Source organism: Reyranella sp. (assembly GCF_052439685.1).
Taxonomy (GTDB): Bacteria; Pseudomonadota; Alphaproteobacteria; order Reyranellales; family Reyranellaceae; genus Reyranella.
In genome coordinates this window covers 272,796-286,735 of sequence record NZ_JBQVQG010000001.1, presented here as the reverse complement: position 1 = coordinate 286,735, position 13,940 = coordinate 272,796, and the positions used below count along the sequence as shown (strand labels likewise).

The window sequence follows — 13,940 nt, the reverse complement described above, 5'->3', positions numbered from 1 at the left end:
GATCTTGCTGTCAACTCCGAGTCAATTCCTGACCGTCGAACCCTGATGGGTTGGTCAAGATGGATAGGCGTGGTTTCCGATTAGCGTCTAGTGTCCTGCTATCTCGCGGGTAGGGGGGCGATGACGACGCCAGGACTCGGACGGCGGATCGCCCGCGAGCAATTCGCGACGGTCAGCGTCTCAAACGACAATGGGCCCCAAGCCGTTCAGGAGGATGGAGCTGGCAAGGATCAGACCGAACGGCAATCATCCGTGTGTCACGCTCTACGCTCGCTACTCGTCCGACAACCAGAGCGAAAGCTCGAGCGAGGACCAGTTCGCCTCTGCCGCGGGCGCGCCAGAAGTGAGCAATGGGAGATCACGGGCACCTATCACGATGCCGCCATCTCGGGCGCCAACATGATCCTCCGACCTGGCATTCGGGCGTTGTTGCAGGATGCGCAACGTGGTGTGTTTGATGTCGTGCGGACCGAGGCGCATCGCCTCGCCCGCGATCGGCGAGCGCAATCCGACACCAGAAGATCTTACGCGCGATCGCCGGCTCATGACGCGAGCGGGGGAAATACGAGGGTGCTCAACACATTTTGCAAACATGGTGGGCAAGCCGCGACCTAGTCCCGGCACACACCGCATTTGGAGAGGCAATCAGGCCATCCCAGGCCATCTCGGCCCTCTCCGCGTCGTGGCGATGGCGGGAAAGATCTCTGGCGGAGCGAAGATCGGAGACGTGAACGCACGCCGCCGAAGCCAGGCCGCATTCACGAAGAAGGTCTGAAGGCACGCACGCTGCGCCCTTTAATCAACTCCGGATCCGGTCAGCGACAAAGAAATTCATTCCCTCTTTCAAACCAACCGACCTTTGGTGTCCTTTGCTATCGAGTTGCCGCTTATGTCCTGGAATGCGTCTAGCAAGGGTTGTGTTGCATGCTCCCCAACCACCCCTCCTTGAGGGAGCGGATTTCGTGGGATAGAAGCAGGCTGTCGCCGTCTCCGATCTTCTCTGGAGTTGCTGCAACGATTTCCGCTATGGCAATGGCGAACTCTTTTTCGTTTATCCCGCCTTGGGCCATGCGCGTCCGCAGTCGGTCGATCAAAATTCTCGAATTCTTCATTGCGACGGGCTCTATCACTCACTTGCGTTAAGCAAACAGGATTTTTGCATTGGGGTGCATATAGCTTGCGGTGCGGTGGGCAAGCCCGAAATGGCGTAGCCACTCACCTTGCATATTGGTTATTCCGAGGAGCAGAAGGCGAAATGTCGCGGGCCTTCCGATCGGGGCCGGACACGGCAGCGTCGGCTGCTACCGATGGCCGCAATGCGCCATATGGTACGATCTGTGCTCAAGCAGTGGCGGGCTGTGCTCAAGCAGTGGCGGGAACCAGCGCAGAAATCTTCGGCGCTCGGCATGTTCAAGCGGCGCGTGGACATTCCAAGGCTTCCTCGCGATGGAGAATGGTTTCTGCGGGCTTTGCCACGATTTTCGAGTTCGGCTGGGCTGTCTGGTTCTTGTGGCTGGGCTTGACGATGACGTCCGATTGAGAGCGAGCCAATGCGTTCTCGGCTTTGCACGAGAAAGCCTTCAGCTTGGCTAAAGCCTGCTTGATCGGATTGAGGGCGGGGGGCTGGGGCAGAAGGAAGAAGAGCTTGGCGCCGACTGGGCGGAGGCGACGCGGACGATCCGCTTTTGTGGTGGCCGAGATCGTCCATGACGAGGACGTCGCCCGGTCCGAAGGTAGGCACCAGGAACTGGCGGCCGTGGGCCAGAGGGCTCCTGCCGTTGATTGGACTGTCGAAGACACGGGTCGTCGCGAAGTGCCGAAGCCGATGATGCTGAAAATCACCCGGACTTGCTGAAGGCTTCTGCAGGGCGCCGGAACAGGCGTGATGAGAATTTCAAAATTACCCAAACAAGATTTTGCAATGGCTGGCCCTGAATGTTCCAGCCAACTAGACGGAGAGAACTTACCGGACCGCGAGGGGATCTGGCGCTCGACCAGGAAGTGAGAATGATCAAGGCTGCCGTGCCTCAGGTTGGTGTAATCATCGCAAATTACAACAATGGATCTTATGTCGGGCAGGCGATCCGGTCGGTGGCGACCCAGACCTTCAGGAATCTCAGTGTTGTTGTCGTAGATAATTGCTCCACGGATGCCTCGGATGTCTTGATAAGGGAAACGCTCAGTCGGTTGGGGGATGAGCGATTCAAGTATGTGAGGAATGACTGCAACCGAGGCCAGGCGGGAGCCATGCGCACAGGCCTTGTCCGCCTGGACGGGGCTCCGTTTGTTTGCCTCCTCGATTCGGACGACTACCTGTATGCGGACTTCATCGCACGCCATGTTGAAGCCCATCTAAACACAGACTTTCCGGTGGCGCTGTCCTACTGCGACTCTCATATCGTGGATGGAGCAGGTGGGCTCTTGGCTGGTACGGCCTGGTGGTTCGATTCGCAGCAAGGACCAGATTCGTGTCGTCGAATTGATCCGCTGCGGGTGCCGCAGCTCGATTGCCAATCCGGCGAGATGAATTTTGCAAGGTCGGGAGCCGTACGGCTGAACACCACGTGGACGCCTCATCAAGCGTCCAACAGCATGACCAGTATGATGCTGCGGCGCGCCTTTGTTGATCTCGTCCTCACCCCTTCCGATGAAGAGCTGAAGCTTTATGTGGACTATTATTTGTCCACTTTTGCTGCTTTGCTCACTGGGACGGTTTCTCTGGCTGACGCGCTATATGCCTACAGAATGCACGGCGCCAATAGTCACTCAAGCGAAGCCGTACTGGGCGGGCAATATAACTCCTCTCGAAGGCAATGGGAGCCAATTCGAAATTCGGTGTGGCGCTTGGTGCTCCGTGCGCTTGAGGATGGCCGAGGCCGTGTGGAGCAATCGTTCGGCGTCCACAAAGTTGAACAGGCAACAACGCTGGTTCGCCTCGCGCTGCGGACAGACGCCTCGGGATGGCGCTCCAGACTTCAGAGGCTTTTGCTGAGTGCTTAAGGGCCTTCAGGAAGGTTACGACAGGAGACCATTCGGGGGCACATAGCTTTCAAGCTGTCTGTTGCCTGCCTTATATAGATGGAAGGACAAGATCGGGGAGCCGGCTCGGGTTGGGAGAGCGGATCGCTATTTGTTTCAGAGCATTACAGATGTCGTCCGTGTGCCAAACAAGACCGGCGCGGCGCTGCCGGCGGGCTTCTCGCGCCAAACATCAAGCGCACGTTAACGCGGCTGCATCTGTAGGTAAGGCTCCCAAAGCGTGCAGGCCGCTCTGCTCAGCCCGATGTTACGGCACTGCCCTGTTGCTTGGCCAAGTTCGCTGGGGCAGCGGCAGACTGATTCCGAAAGTAGTTTTAGCTTTCCCGTATCGCTCGCCCGAGGAAATTGAGGTTTGTGGACGATGGTCTTGGTGTCGATCGCCATGGGCATTTCGTTCCTGACAAAGCCGCCATAAGCGAGCGGCCAAGTGCGGCAGGAGGGGGCGATCGGAGCCCGAATGGACCGTCACGTGATACGGTGTGTCGACGAACGCGTCATGCATCGGGGACTGGGAAGGGCTGTCGATGCGCGCTTTGATTGTAGCAACCATGCTGTCGACGACGGCCTGCTCAATGAATCCGCAATACTCGGCGCCATGGACGGTGAGAGCTGTGGAGAAGGCCTATGAGGCACGAGATGCCTGCCTAGCTAAGCAGGCCGCGCTTCATGTCGAGAGCGGTATGGATGTGCGAAGCGTTGAGCGTGCAGTCAGCTCAAATTGCGAGGCGGAAACAAGTGCGCTCATTGCAAGCAGCAATCCACATAATGATGCGACCGTGACCACAGCGATCCGGCAGGATTCCGATTTCAGGGCAAGGGGTTACGTTCTGAAGGCCCGCGGCTGGCATGACGATCAGGAGGTCCTCGATCCGAGGGAGGACTGACTGATGATTAGTGCCGCCGACAACAGTGTTCAACGCTTGTGAGGGGCGGTTCACCGAGAACCGGCGACGCACTTTCGTGGTGAGCGTGAGAGTGCTGTCCAGTGCACATTGGGCTGGTTGGAGCCCAGGCTGGCGGCGTGTTCATGCCAGACAGGACATTGAGCGCGATTGTCGTGCAGATATGGAGGGTGAGATTGAGTAAGCAAACTCGACGCTATTTGATTCTGGCGCGATTTAGTCAGACGGATATCATTCCGGCACGAGCCAGCCTGATGGAAAGTGCGGCAGGGGTTTCCGTGGAGGAGCCCCTCTTGGCATTCTCGTCTGAGCAAGGCGATACGGTCGGTGTGCTGGTAAGGTCGGAAATGGTCTCGGCACAGATCATCTATTCGCTGGCGAATGACTACATGATCGGCGACCAAACCTTCATATTCGTGATGGGAGTTGACGAAGATTGGTCTGGGGTTGGTGCTCAGGCGTCCTGGGAGTGGCTTCGCGAAGGCAGAGGGGCTTCAGCCCCGAGCGAAGGCAATACGGACTACCAAGGAGACATTGGCCCTGATACGTCTCTCGGAGATAGTGCGCGTCTTTAGAGGCGCCTCATCAGCGGTAGGGGGTGCCGAGTCGCGAGCAGAGCCGGAACCTGCAATTCTACATCGACGCAATCTCCCTTGACCGTGCACCTCTCGCGGGGCGTGCCGTCGTCTTGCGGTTCGCATGCGCACAAATATCCAAACATCATTTCGCAATGGCTGGTCTCGCGTGCTGGCGCCGACTAGACGTTGGCCGGTCGTGTTCGGTGGATCAACGAACTGTAACGAGCCTGCCGCTGTGAGGCGAATATCATAACTACCGCAGCATGCAGGAAATCGAGCCGGACCGCAGTTCACTTTCGGGAAGAGTGACCCTCCCTCATTTTCAAGCTTGCCGAGTACCGCTGAATGTTTAGTCGCGTTGCAAGTAGGGGTGGAAGAAATGCGGTCTTCACGGGGGTCGCCCGGAATTGTGCCCCGTACTTATTTGACGTTCTGCCTAACCTGCTTCGCCTTGAGCACGCCTATGAAGCGATACGTTATGTCCTGGCCGTCGGCGAGAGCAATGACGGCACTCTTGAAACTCTTAGCAGCTGGGTAGCAGACGGCCGATCAGGACACGTCATCGACATGACATGCCTTGAGAAGGATGAACCACGGCGAACGGTTCGGATTGCCATGGCGCGAAACGCGTGCATGTCGCACTTGCGCTCGGCGTATCCCGACTTCGATCACCTGGTCGTGTTGGATTTCGACAACGTTCTAGTCGACCCCGTGTGTGATCTCGCATTTGCCGAGGCGAGTGACTGGCTCGATGCCGACGATCGGCGGGCGGGTGTATTCGCCAATGCCATTCCTCAATACTATGATGTCTGGGCATTGCGGCATCCGAGTTGGTGCCCCTATGACGTTTGGCATGCCATCTGGAATCGGCATCGGTGGTACCCATTCGAGCTCGCTAAGCTCCGGCACGTCTACCCAAAGCAACTCCGAATAGCCAAAGAAGAAAGTCCGATCCCGGTCACCTCGGCATTTGGCGGGCTTGCGATCTATAAGATGTGCTTCACGAAGACAGCTCTTTATAGCGGCGAGGATGCGATCGGCCGAGAACGAGCGGAACATGTCGCGTTCAACGAAAACATCATCGAGCAAGGCGCGCGCCTCTTCATCCTTCCGTCCCTTGTCGTCCGAGCTCCTCAAGAGCACCTGTTCAATCCGACCCATGCAAGCGCCTGGCTCAAACTGGCGGTGTCGATAGGAGATCTGGGTATCGCGAGGAGGTACGCGTGTTAGTCGCGGACTTGCTGGCGCTGGCTACCAGATGGAGACCGAAGCGGACGGCGACGATCATAGATCCGGCCCTGCAGGGAATTGGAGGGCATCACTATTCCGCGGCCGAGCGGCTTGCGGCGGAGATTGCCGCGGCCGGGGTAGACTGCAGAATTCTATGCTCTGCGAAGGCGGATTCGAACGTCATAGGCGCCTTGAAAGGCGAACGCTGCTTCTCCGAGTCCATCTATGGCAGAACGGACACGGGGATGCCCGAGTTCGAGCGACGGGCGAGGGCCATCTCAAAGGACCTCTACCGGATGGTGCGCTGGACCCGCCCAGACCTCTTGATACTTCCGACTTGCGATCAGGTCCTGCTGTACGCGACTTCCCTTTGCATCAAGAGCATCGGCGGCTGGCAACCGAACATCCTGGCATGGTTTCTCTATCCACCTGACAGCGAGCAGGCCCAGGCAGAGTTCCGAGTGGCTGGTGCCTCGCTGGAGGCGGTTCTGAGCTCTCGCGGCCAAGTGCACGCGTGTTGCGAAACGATGGCTGCCAAGAGGTTGCTCGAGAGTTGCTTGCCTTTTCCGCTCGAACGCCGGCCGGGCCCGAGCGCATTGGCTAATGCAATCGCGCCGGCCAGGCGCGACCACGTTGCTCGTTCGCGTGGTGCCATCGTTGCGTGCGTTGGACATGCCAACATCGGCAAAGGATACGCCTTGCTGCCGGATGCGCTTTCTCTGGCAACGACCAGTGATGACAGTGTGGTGTTCCGGGTCCACGGCTTCATTGATCGGCGAGATACCGTGCAGGATCATGAAACTTTTCGAAGATTGTCGGCCATGGGCCCCGGCGTAAGCGTGCACAACGGGGTTCTGAGTACACAAGGATACCAGGAATTCATTGCTGCCGCGGATATTCTCCTGCTGCCCTATGCGCCGGAGGTGTACCGGTCGCGCGGATCCGGAGTATTCAATGAAGCCGAGCAGCTTGGTAAGCCTGTCATTGCACCTCGTGAATGCACGTTTGCGGAAGACGCGTTCGCGGAGGGGCGCGCTGTACCGATCGAGCGCTTGGATCCGCGCGGGATCGCTGATGCCATTGCAGCGGCTATAAGTGGTCTCTCTCAGCTCGAAGAGCGAGCTGCAATGCACGCGCGCAAACGGCAATTGGATGGATTGCAGCCCTTGCTGTCTCGCCTTTTGAAGGCCGTCCCGGGCCCTTGCGCGATCAAGCTTTAGTCGCCCGCGTACTTCTGGCCGGCGGAATGCCCAGTGCTGGAATCGGCGCTCGCCCGGCATTGGCGAGGTGATACGAGGTCGAGAAGGGATCGGGCTGTGTCTGTCCAACTTGTCGGCACGAACTCGGCCTTGAGATCGGCTTCCAGACGCGCAAGAAGAGCCGGATCGGTCAGGAGAGACCGCACGACCCCCGTAGCGCCCGTCGTATTGTCGGGATCGACGTACACGCAAAAGCGACCACCGGCTTCGGGTATGGATGCGCGATCGGAAGCAACGCACGGCTTGCCGTATGCCAGGCTGTCGGAGACGGGCAGCCCCCAGCCCTCATAGTGCGACAGGTACAACGAGAACCGACAGCCTTTGTAGAGGGACGCCAGGGTCGCATCATCGGGAGACAAGATGATCTGCAGCTTCCCGTTCAGATGGTTTGTGGCTTCGATGGCTTTGCGCAGGTCTTCCACCATCCAGCCCCAGCTGCCGGCGAAGACGAGCGTCGGGACTTGGGCCTCAGGCAGGTCCCGAAGCAATTGGCACCAGATTCGAAAGGCCTGGGTATGGTTCTTGCGGACCTCGATGGTCGAAACAAACAGGACGAAATCGCCTTCCTTCAAGGAAGAAGGAAGTGCCCCGACACCAGCCTGGTCGGCCGAGCGCCGCGAGCTGAAGCCGGTCCCGATGGGCAATGGTTCCGGCGCCGCCTTCAAGGCGATACCTCTCTCGGCCGACCACTTTGTCACGTCGGCAGCCGTCGCCCGGGAGTTGGTCAGGACCTGATCCGTCAACGGCAGAATCCCGCCGATGACGGCTTCGAAGTGAGGTGCGCGTCCCTTTTCGAAGAACTCGGGCCGTATCAGCGGGATGAGATCGTGGATCAAGACCGAAAAGCGGACGCCGGTCTCGGTCTTGCAACGCTCCACGCGCTCCTTGTACAGCGGGTCGTGCCAAGGCGCGCCCAGAGCGCACAGCATGTCGCCGGGCCGCGCGAACTGCTTGAGGGTTGGCGGCAAAGAGACCGTCCGAAATTCGCCCGACGGAGGTTTTGCGGGGCGAAGACCCAAGGCAATCGCCAGTCGATCCAGCCAGGACGGCCGGTCCTCGTAAGTCGTCGTCTCGCGTACGGCTGTGGCAGGAGGTTCGCTGTCGCCGACCAGCTTCTCATAGGTCTGTGCCACTTCCGCCCAGCTTACGATGGCGAAACCGCCTTCGCTATCATGCCGAACGAAGCCAATGGCGTCGCCGGCAAGTGAGTTGAGCGCCGTATAGACTTCTCCGGTTAGCCTCTGAATGCCGGTAGGTCGCGCGCTGCGTTCGGCAAAATAGAAGAGGTCGTCAACGTCCAGCCACAACTTCATGCCCTCCGTTTGCGATACCCAACGGAGGGGGACAACAAAGTGTAGCGAAAAATGCTTCGCCCTCTTTTGCCCGAATTGTCTGGCTACGTATGAAGTCCGGAAGCCATGTCTATGACGCCGATGAGTTTCAGCACAACGCCATCGGAAACATCGATCTGCGACTGCGGCGTCAGCGAGGTTGCGGGCAAATAGCGAGCCGCGAACTCCTGAGAGACCATCACGAGGCCGTCCGTGAACTTGAACGCCTCAGCCTGGAGATCGGGGAGGTCGATAATCAGCACTCGGTCCGCCTGCGGCAGGAAAGCATTGGATTTCAGGCCGCGCGAGAATGACAGCCAATCCACCATGGATGGCGACAATTCGTTCGAGTGATCGAACGCGAAGGTGAGTATGTCGTCGACGAGCTTGTAACCGCCGTCGTTCTGCGTTGCATGGCTTTGGTCCGACGATGCCACGGCATCACCAACGCCGCCGACCTGTCCGTTCAAGTGACCTGCGGCCAGGGCATTGGCGGCCATCGACAGGTCTTGCACCACCGGCAGGGTGACGCCCATTCTCTGGCCGAGCAGATAACTCAGGAACTCGTGAGCCTCCGTGAGAAGCTCGTGGCTGGAGGACAATTGCGATGCCGCTGGAGAGCCGACGTGGACGGAATCTCCGGATTGTCCGCCGGCGGAGTAGGCGGGGGCAGACCCGTCACCGGCGGGCTTGATGATTGCCGGAGCGTCAACTCCACTCGGTTGCAGCGGATTGCCTGGGATCGGATGAGCCGACTCTGGGTCCGCTTCGCCCTGCCGCAGAAGGTCGACGGGCCCCATCGCATTGTGCGCCATCGAAAGTGAATCGCGCTGGGATGACAGGGAAGCAATGGCCAGGTCGGCGGCATCCGCCACGTCGATCGTGCCTTGTGACGACTGGCTCAACGCTGCGAGCGGATCTCCCTCATCTGCCAGAAGGAACGGCGGGAGCCCGAGCCCGCCTGCCGTGCTGGCCTGCGACTCCGGCGCGGCTGCTTCCGACAACTGCGTTGTCAGGTCTTGCCACGGTGCGTTGGGCAACACCTTTGTCACGAGGTCTGCGGCCAACGCGACGGCCGCGATGCTGGCAGCGAGTGCCCAGCGACCGGAGATGGCGTTGATGGCCTCCGCCGTCGAGCTCGCTTCGGACTTGGAGGCGATCGCATCGGCAAGAATCGATCGGTGCGGACCGCCGCGCGCTACACTCAAAACCGGATCAAGCTGCCCATGTTTGTCGATACTCCAGGCGTATTGCTTGAGCCCGGCTTCTTCGCTGCAGGACCACGAAAAAGCGGTGGCAATGAAGGCCGTGATGACGGCACTGGGATGGAGAAACAGGGTTCCGGATGATTGAGCCGTCGGCAGGACGAGTGGCTGACTCTTCAGGATGCGGTCTATCACCACCCGAAAGCTCGAGCCGGAAACGATATCGGGGCTGGCCGCACTCGCCGCTATGACCTGTCCTTCAATCCGGCAGATATGAACGACGACATCGCCCGTATCCTCCCGGAGGAAAACGGTCCACGGGTCACCTTCGTCGGAAAGGCCGCCTTCCGTGACGATTGGCAGGCCGGCGTTGCGGAGAATGCTCACCGCACGCAAGAACTCGGACTGTTCCGATTGAGACCAGCACTTCTGGGCTGGCTTCGAGAACGGGATGATCATCGCCATGGAGCGACCCGGATGTTCGACTTTTAGTGCGTAGGCGAAGGAGCGGGCGCCTCGAACAGATGGCGATAGGTGATTGGATCGTAGTAGCGCAGCAGCTCGCGGACGAATTCCTGGGAATCAATGCCGAGCGCTTCGGCCCAGGCCTGATATCGATCGGGCGGAATGCGTCCCCGTCCCGACTCCAATTGCGAGATGAAGGTATAGAAGTGCAGCCCGACCATGGATGCGAGCTCGCGCTGCGTCAGGCCGCGCGCTTCCCGAAGCTGTTTCAGCCATCGCCCCGCATTCTGCCGGAGCTGCTTCACGTCATATGAGGCGCTGTGCTGGGGGTGGGTGTACATGGGCTGGGCTCCTGCAAGCGACCCCATCGGCAATGGCAGTGAGCCGCGCCGGTGGCGTATCGACTATAGCAACTATAATACTGACCGCGCCCGGGACCGTCGTCGATCCGGTATGCCGAAAGACATTTGCGGCTTAATCTCGGTGCGAACGACAAAGAAGCCTTAAAAGACGGCTATAGGAGTAGGGTCTAGGCTGCGACGCGCGGCGTCCGAGCCCTTCCTGTGGAAAACCAAAAGGTCATGGCCGTCAAGACCGCTCGATCCGAAAAATCAGAACTCTGGGCGGGCTTTCATGCTTACCGGAGTGTGTTCATCGGTGTCGCACTGGTGACTGTGTTCATCAATCTTCTGATGCTCGTGTCTCCGATATACATGATGCAGGTGTATGATCGCGTGCTGTCGAGCCGGAGCGAGACGACGCTTTGGATGATCACGGCAGCCGCGGTGATGCTGTATGTCGTGTACGCTTCGCTGGAAGCCATGCGCTCGCGAACGATGGTGCGAGTGGGGGTTCTGCTCGACGACCGGCTGGGACCGCGGGTGTTCGACGCCGTCTTCCGGGTGTCGCTGAGCTTGCCGAAAGGCAGCCTCCATTCGATGCAGCTGAATTCGGCGCAGCCCCTGCGGGACCTCGACACCGTCCGCCAGTTTGCGACGGGCAGCGGGTTCCTTACGCTCATTGATGTGCCGTGGACCCCGATCTTCCTGTTCGCGCTCTTTCTGCTTCATCCCTGGTACGCAATTTACGCCTCCACCGCCGCCGTGATCCTGTTTGCGTTGGCCACCCTCCAGGAATTCGGCACCCGCAAGGACATCGCCGCGGCAACGACCCACAGCATCGATGCGCATCATTTCGTCGACGCCAATCTTCGCAACAACGAAGCCGTCGAGGCGATGGGCATGCGCAAGGAAATGCTCAAGCGCTGGGAGCAGAAGCACGCGCGCGCCCTTTCGCTGCAAGCAGAGGCAAGCGACTGGGCGGGTGGCGTGGTGGCGTCAACCAAGTTTCTGCAGGGTGCCGCCCAGCTCGGGGTGCTCGGGCTCGGCGCTTATCTGGTCATCGAGGGAAGCGTAACCGGCGGCGCGATCTTTGCGGCCAACATCTTGATGGGGCGTGCGCTCGCGCCGGTCGCGCAGTCTGTCTCGGTCTGGCAGGGGTTCGTGAACGCCCGGTCGGCCTGGGGACGACTCGACCAGCTGCTGAAGGCTGCGCCGGTAGAGATGGAGCGGATGTCGCTTCCAACGCCGATGGGACGCGTGAGCGTTTCGAATGTCGCCGTGGCGCCGCCGGGCGTTACCAGGGATGTCGTCCGGGGCATGACGTTCGAACTCGCGCCCGGAGAATCCCTGGCGATTGTCGGTCCGAGTGCGTCTGGAAAGTCCACGCTGGTTCGCGCCTTGATCGGGGTCTGGCCGCTCCTCCGGGGCATCGTCCGGCTCGATGGCGCCGACATTTCCCAATATGACCGTGTCGAACTGGGCAAACATCTCGGATATCTGCCGCAGGATGTGGAGCTGTTCGACGGGACGATCGCTGAGAACATCGCGCGTATGAACGTCGTGGATTCGGCGGCGGTCGTTAGGGCGGCGCGCCTGGCGGGGGTCCATGATCTCGTCCTGCAGCTCCCGGACGGCTACGATACCCGCATCGGTCAGGGAGGCCAGAGCCTGTCCGGTGGCCAGCGCCAGCGCATCGGCCTGGCGCGGGCGGTGTATGGCGACCCGCGCCTGGTCGTCCTGGATGAGCCGAACTCCAATCTCGATCATGCCGGTGAAGCGGCGCTTGCCGAGGCCATGACGGCCCTGCGCAAGACCGGCGCGACGATCGTGGTCGTGACGCATCGTCCGAGCATCCTGACCGGAATGGACAAGATCCTGGTCCTGAACAACGGCGCCATGGAGCGCTTCGGTCCGCGGGAAGAAGTAATGGCCGCGATTCTGCGGCCGGTCGCGGCGACCGCGCAGCGCCCGGCCGTACCGGCGCCTTCGACGGCCATTCGCTAGGGACAGAATTTGACCGCAAAAGCATCCGAATCCGAGAAGCAGGCTCCACGCAACCCCCTGCGCCCTCTGGCGACGGCGGCAGTCATCGTCATCGTCGTATTCGGCGGGGTGGGGGCATGGTCGGCCACCGCTCCGATCGACAGCGCCGTGGTCGCGCCGGGCGTCATCGCGGTCGAGAGCGAGCGCAGGACGATTCAGCATCTCGAAGGTGGAATCGTTGCCGAGATAGCCGTGCGAGACGGCATGCCGGTCAAGCAGGGGCAGCCGCTCATCCGGCTCGATGACACGCGCGTGAAGGCGCAGGACGAAGTCATCCGCGCCGAGCGTTACGCGCAGCTGGCCATAGAGGCCCGATTGCTGGCGGAGCGCGAGGACCGCTCGACGATCGAGTTTCCGGATGTTCTGCAGGAGCGGCGCTCGGACAGGAAGCTGCAGGAAATCATGGCGCTGCAGCAGTCTCAGTTCGAGGCGCGCCGGGCAGCCATCGAGGGGCAGCGCCAGATACTGCAGCAACGGGTGCAACAGCTCGAAGAGCAGATCGTCGGTCTGGAAGCGTTGCAGAAGTCGAAGCTGCGGCAGTCCGGCTATATCGTCGACGAGCTGAAGATGATCGAAGGCCTCGTCAAGGCGGGCCACGTCACGCGGCAGCGCCTGCTTGCCCTGCAGCGCGAACAGGCGCGGTTGGATGGCGAGGCGGCCGACCATGTTTCTGCAATTGCCAAGGCGCGGCAGCAGATCGGAGAAACGCGGCTTCAGATCATGCAGCTGGTCAACGACCGGCAGCAGGAGATCACGAAGGAGCTGCGCGAGGTCCAGGGCAAGCTCTTCGAATCCGCCGAGAAGCTGCATATGACGGAGGACCAGACCCGCCGTCTCGAGATCCTGGCGCCCGTCGATGGCGTGGTCATGAACCTGGCTTATGTAACGGTCGGAGGCGTCGTTGGGCCGGGGGCGACGGTCGCCACGATCGTGCCCACGGACGACAGGCTGGTGGTCCAGGCACAGATCTCGCCGGCGGACGTCGACTCCGTTCACCCCGGCCAGCAGGTGCATATTCGTTTCACGACGGCCGCCGCCAAGCAGGTTCCCGTCGTCGTGGGCACTCTCGAATATGTCTCGCCGGATCGTCTTGTCACGGAGCAGAAGCCGGGCGTGACGAGTTCGAGCGCGCCGGCCCTGTCACCCAACGCCTACTATTCCGGGCGGATTGTCGTGGCGCCCGACGAGCTGAACAAGCTCGACAAGATCAAGCTGCATGCCGGCATGCCCGTCGAGGTGTTGATCACACGCGGCGAGCGCACCGTCCTTCAATATGTGATGGCGCCTCTGTCCAACAACTTCGCCCGCGCCTTCAAGGAGCGATAGCGTCGGCGAGAGCGATCAACGATCCTCGTCGATCCCGTGGCGGCGTTCGAAGATGACCTCCAGCAAGATCATCGCAATGCCGGGTATGAGGCTCGCACAGAATATCGCGAAGAACTCGATAGTGAGCCATTGTCGTAGTTGCGCGGCCCCGCCCGAGAGCCATTCGATGAACAGAAGGGCGGATCCAAGGACGACGACGCTGGCCAACCAAGCGTAGCCAC

The 13,940-nt window shown here is 60.4% G+C and carries 12 protein-coding genes; 8 read left to right on the top strand and 4 right to left on the bottom strand.

Going from position 1 to position 13,940, the window contains the following annotated elements:
- Nucleotides 1-120 precede the first annotated feature (120 nt).
- From ACT6UX_RS01350 to ACT6UX_RS01325, 6 genes are all read left to right on the top strand, one after another.
- Nucleotides 121-615, top strand: a complete 495-nt coding sequence (locus ACT6UX_RS01350) for a recombinase family protein (protein WP_444773339.1) — start codon at nt 121-123, stop codon at nt 613-615.
- A 1,392-nt stretch (nt 616-2,007) separates the two neighbouring features.
- Nucleotides 2,008-3,000, top strand: a complete 993-nt coding sequence (locus ACT6UX_RS01345; protein ID WP_444773338.1) for a glycosyltransferase family 2 protein — start codon at nt 2,008-2,010, stop codon at nt 2,998-3,000.
- 563 nt (nt 3,001-3,563) lie between these two features.
- Nucleotides 3,564-3,923 carry a hypothetical protein gene (locus ACT6UX_RS01340; RefSeq protein WP_444773337.1) on the top strand — a complete coding sequence of 120 codons (360 nt, stop codon included), beginning with the start codon at nt 3,564-3,566 and terminating at the stop codon, nt 3,921-3,923.
- A 194-nt stretch (nt 3,924-4,117) separates the two neighbouring features.
- The gene (locus ACT6UX_RS01335) at nt 4,118-4,516 is read left to right on the top strand and encodes a hypothetical protein (protein ID WP_444773336.1); all 399 of its coding nucleotides are present in this window, start codon (nt 4,118-4,120) and stop codon (nt 4,514-4,516) included.
- Between the two features lie 636 nt (nt 4,517-5,152).
- Nucleotides 5,153-5,749: a hypothetical protein gene (locus ACT6UX_RS01330; RefSeq protein WP_444773335.1), complete on the top strand. Its 597-nt coding sequence runs from the start codon at nt 5,153-5,155 to the stop codon at nt 5,747-5,749.
- Entirely contained in the window at nt 5,743-6,969 is a 1,227-nt protein-coding gene (locus ACT6UX_RS01325) for a glycosyltransferase (RefSeq protein ID WP_444773334.1), read from the top strand. Before ACT6UX_RS01330 ends, ACT6UX_RS01325 begins: the two co-directional genes overlap by 7 nt.
- Here the strand turns inward: ACT6UX_RS01325 and ACT6UX_RS01320 are convergent.
- The 3 genes from ACT6UX_RS01320 to ACT6UX_RS01310 form a co-directional block, all read right to left on the bottom strand.
- Entirely contained in the window at nt 6,966-8,321 is a 1,356-nt protein-coding gene (locus tag ACT6UX_RS01320; RefSeq protein ID WP_444773333.1) for a glycosyltransferase family 4 protein, read from the bottom strand. The two genes, ACT6UX_RS01325 and ACT6UX_RS01320, sit on opposite strands and share 4 nt — an antisense overlap.
- An 83-nt stretch (nt 8,322-8,404) precedes the next feature.
- The gene (locus ACT6UX_RS01315; RefSeq protein ID WP_444773332.1) at nt 8,405-10,009 is read right to left on the bottom strand and encodes a hypothetical protein; all 1,605 of its coding nucleotides are present in this window, start codon (nt 10,007-10,009) and stop codon (nt 8,405-8,407) included.
- 23 nt (nt 10,010-10,032) lie between these two features.
- A complete protein-coding gene (locus ACT6UX_RS01310) occupies nt 10,033-10,350 on the bottom strand; it encodes a helix-turn-helix domain-containing protein (RefSeq protein WP_444773331.1) in 318 nt (105 codons plus the stop codon).
- Nucleotides 10,351-10,590: 240 nt separating this feature from the next.
- Here ACT6UX_RS01310 and ACT6UX_RS01305 point away from each other — a divergent pair, with 240 nt between their 5' ends.
- Both ACT6UX_RS01305 and ACT6UX_RS01300 read left to right on the top strand, forming a co-directional pair.
- Complete coding sequence (locus ACT6UX_RS01305; protein WP_444773330.1) at nt 10,591-12,354, top strand: type I secretion system permease/ATPase; 1,764 nt, start codon at nt 10,591-10,593, stop codon at nt 12,352-12,354.
- 9 nt (nt 12,355-12,363) lie between these two features.
- Nucleotides 12,364-13,719, top strand: a complete 1,356-nt coding sequence (locus tag ACT6UX_RS01300) for an HlyD family type I secretion periplasmic adaptor subunit (protein WP_444773329.1) — start codon at nt 12,364-12,366, stop codon at nt 13,717-13,719.
- A gap of 15 nt (nt 13,720-13,734) precedes the next feature.
- On the opposite strand, the gene ACT6UX_RS01295 is transcribed toward ACT6UX_RS01300, so the two are convergent.
- Complete coding sequence (locus tag ACT6UX_RS01295) at nt 13,735-13,926, bottom strand: hypothetical protein (protein ID WP_444773328.1); 192 nt, start codon at nt 13,924-13,926, stop codon at nt 13,735-13,737.
- Nucleotides 13,927-13,940: the final 14 nt, after the last annotated feature.